This is a genomic window from Mediterraneibacter catenae (assembly GCF_008691045.1).
GTDB lineage: Bacteria > Bacillota > Clostridia > Lachnospirales > Lachnospiraceae > Mediterraneibacter > Mediterraneibacter ornithocaccae.
This window is the reverse complement of record NZ_VMSO01000005.1, coordinates 92,050-111,111: the sequence shown is the minus strand read 5'-3', so window position 1 is coordinate 111,111 and position 19,062 is coordinate 92,050. Positions and strand designations below refer to the sequence as shown.

Here is a 19,062-nt window from a genome sequence, read left to right as displayed (position 1 = left end):
AAAGCAGCTCTGATGGAATTTAACAAAGTTTTTGATGATTTTTAGCTCATTCGATGGTATTATAAATGCAGTACTGCAATAAGTATAATACGATTTGAGAGTGAGGTATGCAAAATGAATTGTACCAATTGTTATCAGGAAATTCCGGACGGTTCAAGATTCTGTCCGCACTGCGGAGCAAAGCAGCCGGAACCGGCGGCTCAGACAGAAACAGACCAGTCCGCTTCTGATGCGTATTCAACATATACACAGACAAACAGTACGCAGCAGGATACTCAATATCAGGATCCAAATGCACAGAATTACGGATATGACTATCAGAACAGCCAGTATCAGACCCCACCGGTATATCAGTCGGCATATGAGCCGGAAAAACCGATCAACTGGGTGCCGTATCTTGTACTTTCTATTATATCGACAGTATGCTGTCTTCCGTTTGGTATAGTAGGTATTGTATATGCTGCAAAGATCAATAGTGCGATGAATGCCGGCGATTATGCGGAGGCAGAGAGGTCTGCGAGACTGGCAAAGATATGGATTATCGTTGCTTTTGTAGTCGGCATTATAGTAAATGTCATTTACACACTGATGATCTTCGCAGGTATAGGAAATTATTATTACTATTAAAATCCTAAAAAGGAACAGGCTTATCATATGATGAAGTTGGCAGCGCGTATCCGGCGGAACAGAAAAATGAGGGTTGCTCTCGTACTATGTGCGGGAGCAGTTTGTCTTATCGGGGCGGTTTATCTGTATTTTCATAATCCGTACAGCTATCCCCTGCCCTGTATTTTTTATTCCATAACAGGGTTTTATTGTCCGGGATGCGGGGCTGGAAGAGCATGCTATTCTATTCTCCACTTGCGTTTCGCGGATGCGTTCTGCTATAATCCTCTTATGACTATACTGCTTCCATTGATCGGGATTTATATCGCGGCCCGCGCGATTGACTGGATGATCACGGGCGGTAACCATATCGATGGAAAAATCAGTGTGAAACTGCTCGTATGGATACTGATAGTTATTTTTATATACGGAATACTCAGAAATATCCCGGTATTTCCGTTTAATCTGCTGGCCCCGGGAGGGCTTGCGCAGGTTCTGTGAGAGCGTCTGAAGGAAGAGAGACTTCGGGCGTTTCTTTTTGTTTTACTATAGTGGGGACTTATGGTATGATAATTGACAGGTACATTTGAGAAAATGGAGGAAGAGCAGATGATTAATAAATTAGTGGAAAAGATCAAAAAGACAGGAGCGCCGATCGTAGTCGGACTCGATCCGATGCTCAATTACATTCCGCAGCATGTGCAGGATAAGGCGTTTGCGGAATATGGAGAGACACTTGAGGGAGCTGCGGAGGCAATCTGGCAGTTCAATAAGGAAATCGTGGACAAGACTTATGATCTGATACCGGCTGTAAAACCACAGATTGCTATGTACGAGCAGTTTGGTGTGCCGGGAGTCATGGCATTCAAAAAGACGGTAGATTACTGTAAGTCAAAAGATCTCGTGGTGATCGGAGATATTAAAAGAGGTGACATCGGGTCTACTTCTGCTGCATATGCGACAGGACATCTCGGAAAGGTGAAAGTTGGAAGCAAAGAATATGATCCTTTTGACGAGGATTTCGCTACAGTGAACCCGTATCTCGGATCTGACGGAGTAAACCCGTTCATCAATGTGTGCAAGGAAGAGAAGAAAGGTATCTTCGTGCTCGTCAAGACATCCAATCCGTCCAGCGGAGAATTCCAGGATCGCGAGGTCGACGGACGCCCGCTCTATGAGCTGGTAGGCGAGAAGGTTGCCGAGTGGGGAGCTGACTGTATGGGCGACGAGTACAGCTATGTGGGCGCTGTAGTCGGAGCAACTTATCCGGAGATGGGAAAAGTCCTTAGAAAGATCATGCCGAAAGCATACATCCTCGTGCCGGGATACGGAGCACAGGGCGGACAGGGCAAAGACCTGGTACACTTCTTCAATGAAGACGGGCTCGGCGCGATCGTGAATTCCTCGAGAGGCATTATCGCGGCATATAAGCAGGAGGCTTATGCGAAGTACGGCGCAGAGAATTTCGGCGATGCGTCCAGGGCAGCAGTCGAGGCAATGATCGCCGATATCAGCGGGGCGCTGGCGGAGAAATAAATGTAACAGTTCAGCCATCAGCGACGGGTGCGGGCTGAATTGCCAGAACGTGTGAAAAGGAGCAGTTATGACAAGCAAGAAAAAAGAAAACGCGCAGGTCATCTCTCAGGAGAGGATCGCGCAGGGGATTTACAGCATGTGGATCAAAACTGAGGCTGCGGCTGAAGCAAAGCCGGGGCAGTTTATCTCCATGTATACCAATGACGGAAGCAAGCTTCTTCCCCGACCGATCAGTATCTGTGAGATTGACAAGGAAAACGGCAGCCTTCGTGTTGTGTACAGAGTGACCGGAGAAAATACGGGAACAGAGGAATTCTCCCGGTTGAATGCCGGAGATACGATCCCTGTGATCGGGCCTCTCGGGAACGGCTTTCCGACAGAGAAGGCGGCTGGAAAACGGGTATTCCTGATGGGAGGCGGTATTGGCGTTCCGCCGATCCTTGAGCTTGCAAAGCAGATGGAATGTGAGAAGAAACAGATCGTGGTAGGCTATCGTGATGCTGAGACATTCCTGCGGGAAGAATTTGAGCAGAACGGAGAGGTATATATATCGACAGAGGATGGCAGCGTCGGCACAAAAGGAAATGTAATGGACGCCATTCGGGAGAATACTCTTGAGGCAGATATCATTTACGCCTGCGGTCCGACGCCTATGCTCCGTGCGATCAAGTCATATGCAGAGGAGAACGGCATCGAGTGCTACATTTCTCTTGAAGAGCGCATGGCTTGCGGGATCGGAGCCTGTCTGGCGTGTGTGTGCCAGTCAAAGGAGAAAGACCACCACAGCAACGTACACAACAAGCGGATCTGCAAGGACGGTCCGGTATTCCTTTCTACGGAGGTGGAGATCTGATGAATATGAAAGTAAATATCGCCGGTGTAGAGTGGAAGAATCCTGTTACAGTAGCATCCGGAACTTTTGGCTCGGGCGCGGAATTTGCGGATTATGTGGATCTGAACCGTCTTGGCGCCGTGACAACAAAAGGCGTGGCAAATATCCCGTGGGCGGGAAATCCGACACCGAGAGTTGCGGAAACGTACGGCGGGATGATGAATGCCGTTGGGCTGCAGAACCCGGGCATTGATGTTTTCTGTGAGAGGGACATCCCTTTCTTAAGACAGTATGATACGAAGATCATCGTGAATGTGTGCGGGAAGTCTGAAGAGGATTACTGCGAAGTAGTGGAACGTCTGGCTGGTGAGGATGTGGACATGCTTGAGATCAATATCTCCTGTCCGAATGTGAAGGAAGGCGGTATCGCCTTCGGTCAGGATCCGAAAGCGGCAGAAGCTATCACAAAGGCTGTGAAGAAATATGCAAAACAGCCGGTGATCATGAAGCTGAGCCCGAATGTGACGAGCATCGCCGAGATGGCAAAAGCTGTGGAGGCAGGCGGCGCGGATGCAGTCTCCCTGATCAATACGATCACGGGAATGAAGATTGATATTAACCGCAAAAGCTTTGTCCTGGCAAATAAGACGGGCGGTGTATCAGGCCCGGCGATCCATCCGATCGCGGTGCGCATGGTCTACGAGGCGGCGAATGCGGTGAAAGTGCCGATCATCGGTATGGGCGGCATCGCTGCGGCTGAAGACGCTATCGAGATGATCCTCGCAGGGGCAAGCGCTGTGTCTGTTGGAACGGCGAACTTCCACGATCCGGGCGTGACGATGAAGATCGTGGACGGGATTGAAGAATATATGAGACGACAGGGATTCGAGTCAGTTGATGAAATGGTCGGGCTCGTGAAATAATAAGAGATGCGGACGGGATACTTTTGGATCCGCATTACAGTGCAGGTGTAAAGCTGTTAGGTCGGCTTACACCTGTTTTCTGATTTAAACAGATTTTAACATTTATCATACATACATTGAACGCAGTCTTGAAGAAGGAGCTTCTCTTTTCTGATAAAGTAGTAACGTAGGCATACAGAAAGGAGAACAGACAATGAACAAACACTGGAAAAAGTTACTTGCAGGCGCATCTGCATTTGCGCTCACTGTATCGCTTCTTCCTTCAGATCTGACTGTGTCGGCAGCAGAAACGGAGGCGGGCACACCGTATACAGCAGAGGGGGCCTATGATGTGACAGTACCCCATGTGATCGTCAATCAGGTTTACGGCGGATCGGACGATGGAGCTGCAAGTCACAGCTTTATTGAATTATATAACCAGACAGCTGAAGATGTAGATCTGTCAGGGTGGAGACTGGCTTACCGATCCAGTGAGGATGGTGACGACAGTGAGCAGTGGAGCTATTTGGAACTGACAGGCGTGATCAGGGCGAACGGGTATTATCTTGTACGCTGCGGAGCGACAAGCGGAACAGACTATACGGTACCGGCAGGAGATCAGGAGTGGGATATCCAGCTTCACAATAAAGGAGTATCTGTAGTGCTTCTGGATGAAAGTGCGGAAGACCTGACAGACACATTTACAGGAACGGTAACAGAGGAAAACCGGCCGGAAGGATATATAGATCTTCTGGCCGTGCAGGGAAATGATACAGAAGATTCCCAGATCCCTCCGGTATATGAAGGGGCATATGAGGATCTTCAGTCTAAGAAGAAAGCAGTGCGAAGAGATGATTTTGCAGATACGGACAACAACGCAGATGATGCATCTGACGTGGATTATGAAGATCCGGTAGATGCGGAGATCGGGCCTCATGGTCCGGAAGAGAGCGGAGACGGTACGACCGATCCCGGAACAGGCGGCGAGGGCAGTACGGAACCTGGAACAGGCGGCGAGGACGGCACTGAGACTCCGTCACAGACATACTGGAATGACAGTTTTAACGGGGAAGCATCTCTTCAGATGAGCCGGACAGGCGACGTAGCACTCGGTACGGCGAATGCCGACGGCGGTGTAGCAGAGATCGTGTCTTACAATCCGGATAACAATAAAGCTTATGTAGTAAACGGGCAGGCGGGCGTTCTGAACGTAGTTACAGTAAACGCTGACGGAAGCCTGACTACAGAAGAGTCCATTCAGGTACAGGAGCTGATCGGTGGATTTACATATGGCGATATGACCAGTGTGGCGGTGGATCCGGTCAATGACCATGTTGTGATCGCCCTGCAGGCGGCAGACTATGCGGCGGCAGGACGCATTGCAGTCCTGGACTATGACGGAAATCTGCTGAAAAGCTATGAGGCAGGCGTACAGCCTGATATGGTTACAGTCAGCAGTGATGGAAAATGGATCCTCACCGCAGATGAGGGAGAACCCCGGGAAGGTTACGGAGCAGGGACAGCAGACCCGGCAGGAAGCGTAACACTTGTAAATACGGAGACTGATGAAGTGAAGGTGATCGGCTTCGAGGGATTTGATTCAGCGGCACTTGCGGGACAGGGAATCCTGTTCAATAAAGTGGACGGACAGATCCTGAGCGCTGCACAGGATCTGGAGCCGGAGTATATCGCGCTGAGCAGCGATAATTCAAAGGCTTACGTTTCTCTTCAGGAGGCCAATGCCATCGCAGCACTTGATATTGCGTCCGGAGAATTTACATCGATAAAAAGTCTCGGTTTTCAGGATCTCTCGGATGAGGCAAACAGCGCAGACCTTGTAGAAGACGGGGGATATACTGTGGCTTCTTATGAAAATGCTCTGGGTGTGCGCATGCCGGACGGGATCAGCACATTTGAAGTAAACGGCACGACTTACCTTGCAACAGCAAACGAGGGTGATGCGAGAGAGTGGGGCGATTTCATCAACGAGGCGGAGGTGTCTCTAACGGATACTGACGGAAATGAAGCTGAGGATGTAAGAGTCCTGGATCCTGAGGTGACAGCAGGTCTTACCGAGGGAACGAACTATCTCTTTGGCAGCCGGTCTTTCAGCATATTTAATGCGGATACGATGGAACTGGTCTATGACAGTGGCAATGATTTTGAGAAGCTGACAGCAGATTATCTGAGCTGGTGGTTCAACAGCTCTAACGATGACATAGATATCGACAGCCGCAGCGCGAAGAAAGGACCGGAGCCGGAGACAGTTACGGTGAAACAGATCGGAGACAGATGGTACGCTTTTGTAGGGCTTGAGCGAATTGGCGGCGTAATGGTATACGACGTGACGAACCCGTCCGGGGCGTCCTATGTAAATTACATCAATACGAGAGATTTCTCGAGTGAGATCGCAGGAGACGTGGCACCGGAAGGCCTTGCATTTATTCCGGCCGCGGACTCTCCGTCAGGCGGTCCAGTCCTTCTGGCAGCGTGCGAGGTGTCCGGTACATTAGCTGCTTATACCTTAAGCGGAAGTGCGGTGCCGGCACCGGAAGATCCGAAATCTGAGGGTGCAGTCGTGCTCTACACGAATGACGTGCATTGCGCTACAGACGGATATTCTTATCTGGCAGCATATCGTGCGCAGCTGATCGAAGATGGATATGATGTGATCACTGTTGACGTGGGAGATGCGATCCAGGGAGAAGCTATTGGTTCCACCTCGGAAGGCGCGGCTATAGTGGACATGATGAATACAGTGGGGTATGATTACGGAGTGCCGGGGAATCACGAGTTTGATTATGGGCTTGAGAGATTTCTGGAGATCGCCACAGGGGATGCGCCGGAGGCACAGTATAAATATCTGAGCAGCAATTTTGTGGATCTTCGGACAGATGAGACCGTGCTTGCTCCATACGATATTGTAGAGATGAACGGTGAGGACGTAGCTTTTGTCGGTATCAGCACACCGGAGACTTATACAAAGTCAACCCCGACCTATTTCCAGGATGAGAATGGGAATTTTATCTACAGTTTTTCAGAAGATACGTTCTACGATACTATACAGGATGCAGTCGACAATGCTCGGGCAGAAGGCGCTGACCGGGTGATCGCGGTAGGCCATCTGGGAATCGAGGGAACCACAGAGGGATGGAAGTCCACAGATGTGATTGCCAACACGACAGGAATTGATGCGTTTATTGATGCACATTCCCATGAGACAATAGCAGAAAATGAATATGAAAACGCGGATGGCGAGATGATTCCGCTGACATCTACAGGAACTAAATTTGCAAATTTTGGTGTGATGACATTGAATGAGGATGGTACATACACGACAGAGTTAGTGGCCCCGTCCAGTGTGGATGTGCAGAGTTCAGATGCAGCTGCATCTGCATACAGAGAAGTGCAGGACAAAGTGGACGAATATAACGAGGAGCTTGCATATCTCAATGAGAAACTGGGAACATCTGAAGTGGAGCTTACGATCAATGATGCGGACGGCGTGAGAAGAATCCGCAATGGAGAGACTAACATGGGAGATTTCGTTGCTGACGCCTACCGTACAATGACAGGGGCAGATATTGCTCTGGTAAACGGTGGTGGAATCCGCGATTCTATAGCGGCAGGAGATGTGACGAGAAAAGATCTGATGGATGTGAACCCGTGGAATAATGAGATGTGCGTGATCCGTGCCACCGGACAGCAGATCCTTGACGCTCTTGAGCACGGAGCGAGAATGAATCCCGAGGAGAGCGGCGGATTCCTTCAGGTATCCGGCCTGACGTATGAGATCCATAATTATCTGGAAAGTCCTGTTATTACAGACAGCATGGAAATATTCCAGGGCATCGATGAGACGAAAGACAGACGCGTGCAGAACGTAATGATCGGCGGCGAGGCGCTGGATCCGAATAAGACTTACACAGTGGCGGGAAGCTGCTATACGCTGCAGGAGCAGGGAGATGGCTTCTCGATGTTCCAGGGAGCAGAGGTAGTAGAGCAGGAAGGACTTCCGGTCGATTCCGAGATGCTGATCAACTATTTTACTGAAGAACTGGACGGCAAGGTAACTGCAGAACAGTATGGCAATCCGCTCGGTGATGGCAGGATTACAATCCTGACTGAAGCACAGGCTGGGACGGAAGATCCGGAGAATCCTTCAGGAGACCCGGGCGATGAGCCGGCAGGCGGAAGTGAAAATGGTAATACTGATGACAAAAACAGTAACGGATCAGATGGCAGCGTGAAACCGGTCCAGACCGGAGATGACAGCCGGATCTGGCCGATAGCCATCGTCATGGCGGCGGCATTGATCGCAGCAGGCGGATCAGGCATCTATATGATCAGAAGAAGAAAGAACTATTAGTAACCGGCGAGGGGCACTTCATTCTTATGAGGTGCCTTTCTTAATTGAAAATACTATTGACTTGTGTTAAAATTGTAAAGAATCAGAGATCATTATGCCCTGTACATAACGAAAACAGAGGCATCTTATGCATACAGGAGGTTATTATATGGAACAGTATAAGCAGGAATTTATACAGTTTATGGTGGACAGTGATGTGCTCAAATTCGGAGAATTTACATTAAAAAGCGGAAGAAAATCTCCGTTTTTTATGAACGCAGGGGCATATGTGACGGGCTCCCAGTTAAAGAAACTCGGCGAGTATTATGCAAAAGCTATCCACGATAAGTATGGCGATGACTTTGACGTACTGTTCGGGCCGGCTTACAAAGGTATTCCGCTCAGTGTCGTGACAGCTATCGCTTACAGCGAACTGTATGGCAAGGAAGTACGCTATTGTTCTGACCGCAAAGAAGAAAAAGACCATGGTGCAGACAAGGGAAGCTTCCTGGGCAGCAAGTTAAAAGACGGAGACCGTGTGATCATGATCGAGGATGTGACTACATCCGGAAAATCTATGGAAGAGACCGTGCCGAAGGTAAGAGGAGCGGCTGATGTGACCATCGTCGGACTTATCGTCTCCCTGAACCGTATGGAAGTAGGCAAAGGCGGTGAAAAATGCGCGCTCGACGAGATCAAAGATCTTTATGGATTTGACACGGCAGCGATCGTGACCATGGAGGAAGTGGTAGAGTGCCTGTACAATAAAGAATATAACGGAAAAGTTGTCATTGATGATACATTAAAGGCGGCAATTGATACATACTATGAAACATATGGTGTAAAATAAGGAGGCGCGTAATATGGAAAAAGCATATACGACAATGAAGAGCAGCGGTGTCGGAAGTATCGTGATCGGGATCGTTATCCTTACAGTTGGAGTTACAGCAGGTATTCTTTCCATCGTGAGCGGCGCCTGCCTGCTGAAACATAAAAAAGAAATTACGTTTTAATGGTATGGTCAGTGCCGTTCGGTGAACACTGCACGGTAACCCATCATATTCAGATAGCAGCATAAGGGGGCGGCAAAAAGAGCCGGTCCCCTTTTCAAAGTGTCAGGGGAATTGTCTTGGGTATAAAAAAAGCGAAGATTATCAGGGCGTTTGGCAAGGTCCTGTTTTTGTTATATGTTGGTTTTCTGATCTACTTTCTGTTCGTCGCAGAATGGTACGGAAGGACGGAAATCGCGGAAGATTACCGGTATAATCTGGAACTCTTCAAAGAGATCAGGCGTTTTATCACATACAGGGAGCAGCTGGGTACATTTACTGTATTGGCAAATCTGGCCGGAAATATACTCATTTTTGTCCCGTATGGATTCTTTATCTCCATGGCGAGCAGGTCGAGAGGCTTTTTTAAGACCCTTTTCTGCAGTATGGGTCTGAGCCTGGCAGTGGAGATTGTCCAGCTCTTTACGAGAGTGGGGAGTTTTGATGTAGATGATATCCTGCTTAACACTATCGGCGGTGTGCTGGGATATATTTTATTTGTGATATGTAATGGCATAAGGAGAAAATATCATGTTCGGAGTCGGAAAAAGCGCTGAGGAGCGCCAGAGAGAGAAGGAGAGGAAAAAGAGGGGAACGAGAAAATACGGACAGGCGAATTTAAAACAATCCCGAAAAGGTGTGCTTTCCTGTATAAACGGTTTCGGCGGGCTGCTTATCCTTGCCGGCTGTATTTTCTATGCTTTTATGGCAAGAGGAAATGCTCATGGCATTGTCGGCGGGCTTGCGATCCTGGCACTGGTCCTGGCTGTTAACGGGATCCGCCTTGCGATCGGCGGCTTTTACGAGCGGGAGCGCAATTATCTGACGTGTAAGGTCGGGCTTCCGGTCAGTTTCGTATCGGTGATCTTTTTTCTCGCAATATTCATAGGCGGCTTAAGCTGATTTAAAGGAGGTCTTTTCAGATGAATATAAGAGAAATACAAAAGGAGAGAAATGCACAGTATGAAGAGCGCCATGCCCTGGCGGTCGGAAGGCTGCGCGGAATCGTTTCTGAGGAGACGGTGCCGGAGCAGTATCTGCCATATTTCCAGGATGTGGCGATTTTTTTATTGGAACTTGAAAATGTAAGACGTAAAGTGGAAAACGGAGAATGGGAGAGATACAGCATTGAGGAGATGAAGAGTCTCAATGAGATCCTGTACAGTGATGTTCTGGAAGAACACTACGGAAGAAGCTATGCAAACCCGACCTATGCAGCGGATAAATATGGCCTTGAAATGGGAAGGCTGTTAAGTATGCTCTATGCAGAAATGCGCTCGGGCATCCCGTATTCATTCGAAAACAGGATGGACTATCTTACAATCTTATATGAGTTATTCATCGAAGTATACAATTCATTTGAGAATACTGAGCAGGAAAAAACGCAGGGAATACAGGAAGATACGAGCTCTGATGTCAGGACGGTACGGGATATTCTTTACTGGTATGCAAGTGACTACTGCGATGTGTTTCTGACGGATCGTATTATGGAGCAGATTGATCCGACGTACTCGCCGTTTGCAGCTGATATTATTGAAAGTGCGGACCTTGATAATGACAGATACTTATATAGTTTTGGCGAATTTATTACGGCGAATGAGCTGGGAACAGCACGGCATCTGCGCACACTCCCGGAGGAGACGCTGAGGAAGATGGCAGATGTGTACACGGAAGGTTACCGCATCGGATTTATCAATACAGGCAAGGACCTGTCAAAGAAATCGGTGGTAAACATCCGATACAGTCTCGGATTTGAGAAGGTCATCCGCATTGCTATAGAAAATTTCAGGAAAATGGGGCTGGAGCCGGTTATTTACCGTGCGGCTTCCGGCATTATCACAAAGCGGGAACATCATAAGATCGGCTATTACGGCGCAGTGGCAAACTGGCAGTATGAGTATGATCACCGGCAGGATCAGGCTCTTATCATGGACAAACGTTATATCGAGCGGCGGCTGGAAGTGCTGAAAACTGTCTATGAACAGCACCGGGAGCAGGCGGCACAGTTTGCGGGTCCGGCGGTCATGGAGACATTCGGGGAGAAGCCGTTCTCACCGAAAGCGGTTTCGGAAGCATCTGCCTATAATGACGAACAGAAAAAAATGGCGGTCAGCTATGACAGCCGCTCCGGTCAGATTACAAATGAGTATATCAGAGGGGAGGAGCGCAGCTTTACGATCGTAGCGTATCCGGTGCCTGAGATAGGGGAAAACTATCCGGAGATATTTAATGAAGTGATACGCATCAACACACTGGATGCAAAGCTTTATGAAAAGGTACAGCAGACAATCATCGATGCCCTTGACCAGGGACAATATGTCTGTGTGAAGGGCAAGGGAGAGAACCGGACTGATATCAGAGTGACGCTGCATCAGCTCGAAGATCCGCAGAAAGAGACGATTTTCGAAAACTGTGTTGCGGATGTCAATATTCCGGTAGGAGAAGTGTTTACTTCGCCTGTACTTGAAGGAACATCCGGGGTACTTCATGTAAGCCGGGTATATCTGGAGGGACTGCAGTATACGGATCTGGAACTGACATTTAAAGACGGAATGATCACGGATTACCGCTGCGGAAATTTTGATGATCCGGAAGAAGGCGGCAGATATATAGCGGACAATGTGTTGAAGGGGCATGAGTCGCTGCCTCTCGGAGAGTTTGCGATCGGCACGAACACGACAGCTTATGTGGTCGGGAAGAAATACGGTATTGAGGATAAGATGCCGATTCTTATTGCGGAGAAGACCGGCCCGCATTTTGCTGTTGGGGACACATGCTATTCATGGAGTGAGGATATCCGGGTATACAATCCCAACGGGAAAGAAATCATTGCGAAAGATAATTCTGTCTCCATTAACAGAAAAGAGGATGTATCGAAAGCATACTTTAACTGTCACACAGATATAACCATACCTTATGAAGAGTTAGAAGAAATATGTGTAGTGACAAAAGAAGGGAAACACATTATACTATTAAAAGACGGAAGATTTGTTCTGCCGGGAACGGAAGTATTAAACGAACCGTTGGAGAAACTTGAAAGATTGTAACAGTTCAGCCCGCGCCATTCGCAAAACCGCACTTCGTGCTTATTGCGGCTGCCGCCGCTGTTTTGCTCATTGACGGGCGCTCAGCTCATCTGATTATCAGGCGCCGGATCTTTATGCAAGCATAAATCCGTCGCCTGATATCAGATGGCTGAACTGTTAGAAAAGTTCATTTATAAGGAGGAGTTATGATGCCAAAAGTAGCAATCGTAATGGGCAGCGATTCAGACCTGAAGGTGATGAGCAAGGCTGCATCAATGCTTGAAAAACTGGGAATTGACTATGAGATGACGATCATTTCCGCACACAGGATGCCGGATAAATTTTTTGACTGGGCAAAAGGGGCAGAGGACAGAGGTGTGAAGGTGATCATTGCGGGAGCAGGTATGGCAGCACATCTTCCGGGAATGTGCGCAGCACTCTTCCCGATGCCGGTGATCGGCGTACCGATGTCCGGTAAGAATCTGGACGGCATGGATGCACTTTATTCGATCGTACAGATGCCGCCGGGAATCCCGGTAGCGACAGTTGCAATTGACGGAGGCATGAATGCGGCGATCCTTGCGGCTAAGATCCTTGCTGTGTCGGATCCGGCGATCCTTGAGAAATTAAAAGATTATTCTGAAGAGATGAAAGCAGGCGTTCAGGCGAAGGCAGACAAGCTGCACGAGATCGGATATGAAGCGTATTTAAATAATTAGTTCAGCCAAACGAAAATTTCGAAAAATCAAGAATAATTAACAGGAGAACAGAGAATGGATTATAAGAAAGCAGGCGTTGATATCGAGGCCGGTTACAGATCGGTGGAACTGATGAAAGAGCATGTGAAAAAGACGATGCGTCCGGAAGTGCTCGGCGGGCTCGGCGGATTTTCCGGAGCGTTTTCCCTTGCTAAGATTAAGGAGATGGAGGAGCCGGTCCTTCTGTCCGGTACAGACGGATGCGGCACTAAAGTGAAACTGGCAATGATCATGGAAAAGCATGATACGATCGGGATCGATGCGGTTGCGATGTGCGTTAATGATATTGCGTGCGCAGGAGGAGAGCCGCTCTTCTTCCTGGATTATATTGCATGTGGGAAGAATGAGCCGGAGAAGATCGCAGATATTGTCAAAGGTGTGGCAGAAGGCTGCCTGCAGGCAGGCGCAGCTCTGATCGGCGGAGAGACAGCGGAGCATCCTGGCCTTATGGCTGCTGACGAGTACGATCTCGCCGGCTTTGCAGTAGGTGTCTGTGATAAAAAAGATATGATCACCGGAGAGAATTTAAAGGCTGGGGATGTGCTCATCGGAATGGCGTCAACAGGTATCCACAGTAACGGATATTCTCTTGTGAGACAGGTATTTAATATGAAGCGCGAGGCTCTGGATACATATTACGACAGTCTCGGATGCACACTGGGAGAGGCGCTTCTTGTTCCGACCCGGATTTACGTAAAAGCTCTTAAGAGCATTAAGGATGCAGGCGTGACAGTCAAGGCTTGCAGCCATATCACAGGCGGCGGATTTTATGAAAACGTACCGCGCATGTTAAAAGAAGGCACAAGGGCAGTGATCAAAAAAGACAGCTATCCAATCCCGCCGATCTTCAAGATGCTCTCAGTAGACGGAGATATCGAAGAGCAGATGATGTACAATACTTTCAATATGGGACTCGGTATGATCGTAGCCGTGGATGAAGCGGATGTAGACCGCGCCATGGAAGCGATCCGCGCTGCGGGTGATGCGCCGTATATAGTAGGACGCATCGAGGCAGGAGATAAAGGAGTAGAATTATGCTAGAGAGCACAGGTGCAGCGGTGAGAGAGCCGCTGCGCGTTGTCGTGATGGTGTCAGGCGGCGGAACAAATCTACAGGCGATCATCGACGGCGTAAAAGACGGTACGATCACAAACACGCAGATTGTCGGAGTGATCAGCAATAATAAAAATGCATATGCTTTAAAACGTGCAGAAGAGAACGGGATATCATCCCGGTGCGTGTCACCGAAAGATTTTGAGACCCGGGGCGATTTTAATGTCAAACTGCTGGAAACTGTGGATGGTTATGAACCGGATCTTGTCGTGCTGGCAGGCTTCCTTGTAGTTATCCCGCCGGAGATGATCGAAAAATATGAGAACCGAATGATTAATATCCATCCGTCTCTTATCCCGTCTTTCTGCGGAAAAGGATACTACGGACTGAAAGTTCATGAAGCAGCGCTGGAGCGCGGCGTAAAAGTAGTTGGCGCTACGGTGCATTTTGTGGATGAAGGAACCGACACAGGGCCGATTATCCTGCAGAAGGCGGTGGAAGTTCAGCAGGGGGATACACCCGAGATCCTTCAGCGCAGGGTGATGGAACAGGCAGAGTGGAAGATCCTGCCCAGGGCAATCGATCTGATCGCAAACGGAAAGGTGAGGGTTGACGATCATAAAACAATGATCATGCCGTAACGGGCTGCAGCCCGGAGACGGCAGGCAGTTTAATTCAGAGCATTATAAGGGCAGAACCGAGTGAGGAGGTTTACAGATGAAAATACTGATCGTGGGAAGCGGCGGAAGAGAACATGCTATCGCGGCGAGCGTGGCGAAGAGCCCGAAAGCGGACAAAATCTATTGTGCGCCGGGAAATGCAGGAATCGCAGAATATGCTGAATGTGTGGATATCGGCGCCATGGAGTTTGACAAACTGGCGGCATTTGCTAAGGAAAATGAAATCGACCTGTGTATTGTGGGAATGGATGATCCGCTGGTAGGCGGTCTTGTGGACGTTATGGAAGATGCGGGAATCCGCACATTCGGACCGAGAAAAAATGCAGCTATCCTCGAAGGATCGAAGGCATTTTCAAAAGATCTGATGAAAAAGTATAATATTCCGACAGCAGCATATGAGAACTTTACAGATTCCGATAAGGCTCTGGAGTATCTGGAGAAGGCAAAGTTCCCGATCGTTCTGAAGGCTGACGGACTTGCACTCGGCAAAGGCGTACTCATATGTCAGAATCTCGAAGAGGCTAAAGAGGGCGTGAAAACGATCATGCTGGACAAGAAATTCGGCACAGCAGGAAATGAGATGGTCATCGAGGAGTTCATGACCGGACGTGAGGTATCTGTCCTTTCCTTTGTAGACGGTAAGACGATCAAGACGATGACAAGCGCTCAGGATCACAAGCGTGCCGGCGACGGAGATACGGGACTGAACACAGGCGGTATGGGAACATTTTCTCCGAGCCCGTTCTATACAAAAGAAGTAGAAGAATTCTGTGAGAAATATATTTATCAGCCGACAGTTGATGCTATGGCTGCAGAAGGACGTCCGTTTAAGGGTGTTATCTTCTTCGGACTGATGCTGACAGCGGACGGGCCGAAAGTGCTGGAGTACAACGCGCGTTTCGGAGATCCGGAGGCCCAGGTAGTACTGCCCCGCATGAAAAACGATATCATCGATGTGGTAGAGGCGTGCATCGACGGCACACTGGATCAGATCGATCTGCAGTTTGAGGACAATGCTGCTGTCTGTGTAGTGCTCGCATCCGACGGATATCCGGTGAAATATGACAAAGGTTTCCCGATCAAAGGTCTGGATGAGTTTAAAAAGCATGAAGGCTATTATTGCTTCCACGCCGGAACAAAATTCGACAACGGACAGATCGTGACCAACGGTGGCCGTGTCCTCGGCGTGACGGCAAAAGGAAAAGACCTTAAAGAAGCAAGAAAGAACGCCTATGCCGCGACAGAGTGGGTAGAGTTCGAAAATAAATATATGAGACATGATATCGGTAAAGCGATTGATGAGGCGTGATTCACATCCGGCGATGGAGTCAAGGCTGATTCTGGCTCCGGTTACAGGGAATAAGGCAAACTAACAAAGCAGGAAAATGGTTAAAAACAAGTGGAAAAACGAGCAACTCGCAAAGCTCAGACAGTCTCGTTTTTCCACTTAACACCATTTCCCTGCTTTTAATTTTGGTGTGTCCAGCAAAGCTGGACCACACTAGCCGGTGCAAGTCCGGTCACAGTAATCGCCAGTGAGCTGTGTAGCTAAACTCGGTGCGTTGCAGTAATGCAGGGTACTAAGCGAGTGGATAAAGTAGCCTCGATAAGAGGAGCGAGCAATCATGCAGACCGTAACATAAAGTGAATTCTGCCGTATCGTTAAAAAGGTCTCGAAAGAGAGCAAAGAGAAGTTGAGTCCTGCGAATATGGGCGAAAACCATGGAACGTGTGAAGAAACTGGAAAGCAGCACGGAAGAATCTCTCGGTATAGAGGAAGCGGTATGTATGAAAAGTGTGGTTCGGAACTGGAGAGACCCTACCCATCACCGAAGGGTAAAGAGAAAGCGTATAAGCTTGGCGAAATCGTATTTCTGATGGGAGGGAGTCGGAGAGGAACATAGTACCGATAATGGCTGTGCAAGAAAACGCAGTCTATGGGAAGGTTCCTTACTTCATTCATGTTTGTAGAGAGGGTAAGAGTGAGAGAATGTCATGCAGACTAATAACTCCAAGGAAAAAGTTCGACAACTTCAAAACAAACTATATCTAACAGCCAAGAAATGTGCTAGCCGAAGATTTCATGCACTATACGATAAAGTATACCGGGATGATGTACTTTTCGAGGCATGGAAACGGGTAAAAGCTAATAAGGGTTCCAGTGGAGTGGATGGTATCGGAATTGAGGATATTGAAGCGATAGGAATTGAGAAATATCTGACAGATATAAAAGCAGAACTGGCGGACGGCAGATACAAACCGTCCCCAGTAAAGCGGGTGATGATACCAAAGCCAGACGGAAGTAAAAGACCCCTTGGAATACCAACGGTCAAAGACAGAATCGTGCAGATGGCTGCAAAGATAGCTATAGAGCCAGTTTTTGAAGCAGATTTTAGAGACTGCTCCTATGGCTTTAGACCCAAAAGAAGTGCTAAGCAGGCGCTTGAAAAAGTCAGAAAAGCATGTAACAACAAAGGCTACTATGTAGTAGATGCAGATATTGAGAAATTCTTTGACAATGTAAACCAGGACAAGCTGATGGTGTTAGTAGAACAGAGAATATCAGACCGGAGAATACAAAAGCTGATAAGGCAATGGCTGAAATCAGGAGTATTATACGGGAATATACTGACAATCTCTGAACTGGGCACAAGTCAGGGATCAGTTATATCTCCGGTACTGGCAAATATCTACCTGAACACACTGGACAGATTGTGGGAAAAGTATGGACTCACCCACGGTATTCTTGTGAGGTACGCAGACGATACAGTAATCATTTGCAAAAATAAGAAAAGTGCAAACCATGCACTGAACTTATTGCGTTACATCATGGCAAAACTGGACTTAAAGCTGCATCCAAAGAAGACGAAGATTGTCAGCATGTGGGATGGAAAAGAGGGATTTGATTTTCTCGGAATGCATCACAGAAGAATGACAACGGAAACAAGCAAAGGACAACTGTATAAGGAAACATATCAGTATCCAAGCAGAAAAGCCATGAAGAAAATGAAAGCAGAAATCAAAAGGAATATAAACAGCCGAAGTCTGCTGGTAGCAAAAGAGGAAGATTTAATAAAGAATCTGAACCCGAAAATCACAGGGTGGAAGAATTACTATTCTACCAAGACAAACGAAAGGTGGATGCAGACGCTCGACTGGTACATTATCTGTACTTTTACAAGATGGTATAACAAGAAACACCAAAGGCGTAACCATATGTCAAAGGTGGGATCTGTTAGAAATAGCATTTACGAAAAAGGATTAAAGAAAATGGCTAGAGCATGACGTAATGCTGTAGAAAGAAGAATGTCGGAAAGCCGTGTGAGGGAGAACCTCATGCACGGTTTGATGAGGGGAAAGAGGGCCAAAGCCCTCTAACCTACTCTACCCTAATCCCCTTTCACAGTCGCCATCATCAGTCTTGCCCCATCTACGGAACGTGTATCAGCCCTGTTACATCTTACGAAGTTTTTCTCTACGAGCATGAATATATGTGGATATGACCATGGGGTATGGTATAATTTAAATAATAAGAGATGATATGTTTTGAAGGGAGGAGGGCGATGTTGTTATGAAGAAAATAGTGTATGCTGCCCTGGCGGCGATCGGTATTTTTGTTGTGCTTATTTTTATAGTGCAGCTTTCTGGGGAAATGGAATCCAGCATGTCAAATGAAAAACCGGTCATCTATCTGTACCCCGAACAAGAGAAAGAGGTATCTGTCCGGCTGGATTATGACGGGAAACTGACCTGTACTTATCCTGAGTATGATGATGGCTGGAATGTGACTGCTGCGCCGGATGGCCGGATCACAGATGAGAACGGGCAGGAGTATAATTACCTTTACTGGGAAGGAGAGACGGAGCAGGAGTACGATTTCTCCGAGGGCTTCTGCGTGGCAGGAGAGGATACGGCAGAGTTCCTTGAAGACGCCCTTGAGAAGCTTGGTCTCACACGCAGGGAAGCAAATGAATTCATTGTATACTGGCTGCCCAGAATGGAACAGAATGAGTACAATCTCATTTCTTTCCAGAGCGAAGCATATACGGACCATGCCCGCCTTTCCATACAGCCGGAGCCGGACACCGTGATCCGCGTCTTCATGGCATATAAGCCTGTGGAAAATGAGCAGGAGATACTGGAACAGACGCTCGCGGCGCCGGAGCGCAGCGGCTTCGCAGTTGTAGAATGGGGTGGCTGCGAACTGCCCTGAATCTTAAGAAATTCTTTGGAATCTTATATCAGCTCCCTTTAGATTTACAGCTTATCCTG

The 19,062-nt window shown here is 48.1% G+C and carries 17 protein-coding genes; all 17 read left to right on the top strand.

What is annotated here, in order from left to right:
* Positions 1–114 precede the first annotated feature (114 nt).
* The 17 genes from FNY66_RS05765 to FNY66_RS15725 all read left to right on the top strand — a co-directional run bounded on the left by FNY66_RS05765 (position 115) and on the right by FNY66_RS15725 (position 19,003).
* Positions 115–627, top strand: coding sequence for a CD225/dispanin family protein (locus FNY66_RS05765; RefSeq protein WP_150310547.1), 513 nt, complete (start codon positions 115–117; stop codon positions 625–627).
* A gap of 27 nt (positions 628–654) precedes the next feature.
* The gene (locus FNY66_RS05760; RefSeq protein ID WP_150310546.1) at positions 655–1,107 is read left to right on the top strand and encodes a DUF2752 domain-containing protein; all 453 of its coding nucleotides are present in this window, start codon (positions 655–657) and stop codon (positions 1,105–1,107) included.
* A gap of 108 nt (positions 1,108–1,215) precedes the next feature.
* Complete coding sequence (gene pyrF, locus FNY66_RS05755) at positions 1,216–2,142, top strand: orotidine-5'-phosphate decarboxylase (protein WP_150310545.1); 927 nt, start codon at positions 1,216–1,218, stop codon at positions 2,140–2,142.
* Between the two features lie 67 nt (positions 2,143–2,209).
* On the top strand, positions 2,210–2,995 hold the full coding sequence (locus FNY66_RS05750; protein ID WP_150310544.1) for a dihydroorotate dehydrogenase electron transfer subunit: 786 nt from the start codon (positions 2,210–2,212) through the stop codon (positions 2,993–2,995).
* A complete protein-coding gene (locus tag FNY66_RS05745; protein ID WP_150310543.1) occupies positions 2,995–3,897 on the top strand; it encodes a dihydroorotate dehydrogenase in 903 nt (300 codons plus the stop codon). Before FNY66_RS05750 ends, FNY66_RS05745 begins: the two co-directional genes overlap by 1 nt.
* 193 nt (positions 3,898–4,090) lie before the next feature.
* Positions 4,091–8,245, top strand: coding sequence for a choice-of-anchor I family protein (locus FNY66_RS05740; protein WP_150310542.1), 4,155 nt, complete (start codon positions 4,091–4,093; stop codon positions 8,243–8,245).
* Positions 8,246–8,393: 148 nt separating this feature from the next.
* Positions 8,394–9,074, top strand: coding sequence for an orotate phosphoribosyltransferase (gene pyrE / locus FNY66_RS05735; protein ID WP_087150913.1), 681 nt, complete (start codon positions 8,394–8,396; stop codon positions 9,072–9,074).
* Positions 9,075–9,087: 13 nt separating this feature from the next.
* The gene (locus tag FNY66_RS15455; RefSeq protein ID WP_164488317.1) at positions 9,088–9,237 is read left to right on the top strand and encodes a hypothetical protein; all 150 of its coding nucleotides are present in this window, start codon (positions 9,088–9,090) and stop codon (positions 9,235–9,237) included.
* Positions 9,238–9,353: 116 nt separating this feature from the next.
* Positions 9,354–9,830, top strand: a complete 477-nt coding sequence (locus tag FNY66_RS05730; protein WP_087150914.1) for a VanZ family protein — start codon at positions 9,354–9,356, stop codon at positions 9,828–9,830.
* Positions 9,805–10,176, top strand: coding sequence for a hypothetical protein (locus FNY66_RS05725; protein ID WP_087150915.1), 372 nt, complete (start codon positions 9,805–9,807; stop codon positions 10,174–10,176). The genes FNY66_RS05730 and FNY66_RS05725 overlap by 26 nt, the downstream gene beginning before the upstream one ends.
* Before the next feature lie 20 nt (positions 10,177–10,196).
* The gene (locus tag FNY66_RS05720; protein ID WP_190324795.1) at positions 10,197–12,320 is read left to right on the top strand and encodes an aminopeptidase; all 2,124 of its coding nucleotides are present in this window, start codon (positions 10,197–10,199) and stop codon (positions 12,318–12,320) included.
* Positions 12,321–12,508: 188 nt separating this feature from the next.
* Positions 12,509–13,018, top strand: a complete 510-nt coding sequence (gene purE, locus FNY66_RS05715; RefSeq protein WP_150310569.1) for a 5-(carboxyamino)imidazole ribonucleotide mutase — start codon at positions 12,509–12,511, stop codon at positions 13,016–13,018.
* A 54-nt stretch (positions 13,019–13,072) separates the two neighbouring features.
* Complete coding sequence (purM, locus tag FNY66_RS05710) at positions 13,073–14,098, top strand: phosphoribosylformylglycinamidine cyclo-ligase (RefSeq protein WP_087150917.1); 1,026 nt, start codon at positions 13,073–13,075, stop codon at positions 14,096–14,098.
* Entirely contained in the window at positions 14,092–14,751 is a 660-nt protein-coding gene (gene purN, locus FNY66_RS05705) for a phosphoribosylglycinamide formyltransferase (RefSeq protein ID WP_087150918.1), read from the top strand. The genes purM and purN overlap by 7 nt, the downstream gene beginning before the upstream one ends.
* A gap of 76 nt (positions 14,752–14,827) precedes the next feature.
* Positions 14,828–16,099 carry a phosphoribosylamine--glycine ligase gene (gene purD, locus FNY66_RS05700; protein WP_087150919.1) on the top strand — a complete coding sequence of 424 codons (1,272 nt, stop codon included), beginning with the start codon at positions 14,828–14,830 and terminating at the stop codon, positions 16,097–16,099.
* Between the two features lie 686 nt (positions 16,100–16,785).
* On the top strand, positions 16,786–18,075 hold the full coding sequence (ltrA, locus tag FNY66_RS05690; RefSeq protein WP_150310541.1) for a group II intron reverse transcriptase/maturase: 1,290 nt from the start codon (positions 16,786–16,788) through the stop codon (positions 18,073–18,075).
* A 286-nt stretch (positions 18,076–18,361) separates the two neighbouring features.
* Positions 18,362–19,003, top strand: a complete 642-nt coding sequence (locus FNY66_RS15725) for a hypothetical protein (RefSeq protein WP_150310540.1) — start codon at positions 18,362–18,364, stop codon at positions 19,001–19,003.
* Positions 19,004–19,062: the final 59 nt, after the last annotated feature.

What these genes read in the sequence shown, in the direction of transcription:
- FNY66_RS15725 (WP_150310540.1), top strand. Translation starts at nt 18,362, where the DNA reads ATGAAGAAAATAGTGTATGCTGCCCTGGCGGCGATCGGTATTTTTGTT.
- purD (WP_087150919.1), top strand. Translation starts at nt 14,828, where the DNA reads ATGAAAATACTGATCGTGGGAAGCGGCGGAAGAGAACATGCTATCGCG.
- FNY66_RS05720 (WP_190324795.1), top strand. Translation starts at nt 10,197, where the DNA reads ATGAATATAAGAGAAATACAAAAGGAGAGAAATGCACAGTATGAAGAG.
- FNY66_RS05725 (WP_087150915.1), top strand. Translation starts at nt 9,805, where the DNA reads ATGTTCGGAGTCGGAAAAAGCGCTGAGGAGCGCCAGAGAGAGAAGGAG.
- FNY66_RS05760 (WP_150310546.1), top strand. Translation starts at nt 655, where the DNA reads ATGATGAAGTTGGCAGCGCGTATCCGGCGGAACAGAAAAATGAGGGTT.
- FNY66_RS15455 (WP_164488317.1), top strand. Translation starts at nt 9,088, where the DNA reads ATGGAAAAAGCATATACGACAATGAAGAGCAGCGGTGTCGGAAGTATC.
- purN (WP_087150918.1), top strand. Translation starts at nt 14,092, where the DNA reads ATGCTAGAGAGCACAGGTGCAGCGGTGAGAGAGCCGCTGCGCGTTGTC.
- ltrA (WP_150310541.1), top strand. Translation starts at nt 16,786, where the DNA reads ATGCAGACTAATAACTCCAAGGAAAAAGTTCGACAACTTCAAAACAAA.
- FNY66_RS05745 (WP_150310543.1), top strand. Translation starts at nt 2,995, where the DNA reads ATGAATATGAAAGTAAATATCGCCGGTGTAGAGTGGAAGAATCCTGTT.
- pyrF (WP_150310545.1), top strand. Translation starts at nt 1,216, where the DNA reads ATGATTAATAAATTAGTGGAAAAGATCAAAAAGACAGGAGCGCCGATC.
- purE (WP_150310569.1), top strand. Translation starts at nt 12,509, where the DNA reads ATGCCAAAAGTAGCAATCGTAATGGGCAGCGATTCAGACCTGAAGGTG.
- purM (WP_087150917.1), top strand. Translation starts at nt 13,073, where the DNA reads ATGGATTATAAGAAAGCAGGCGTTGATATCGAGGCCGGTTACAGATCG.
- FNY66_RS05740 (WP_150310542.1), top strand. Translation starts at nt 4,091, where the DNA reads ATGAACAAACACTGGAAAAAGTTACTTGCAGGCGCATCTGCATTTGCG.
- pyrE (WP_087150913.1), top strand. Translation starts at nt 8,394, where the DNA reads ATGGAACAGTATAAGCAGGAATTTATACAGTTTATGGTGGACAGTGAT.
- FNY66_RS05765 (WP_150310547.1), top strand. Translation starts at nt 115, where the DNA reads ATGAATTGTACCAATTGTTATCAGGAAATTCCGGACGGTTCAAGATTC.
- FNY66_RS05750 (WP_150310544.1), top strand. Translation starts at nt 2,210, where the DNA reads ATGACAAGCAAGAAAAAAGAAAACGCGCAGGTCATCTCTCAGGAGAGG.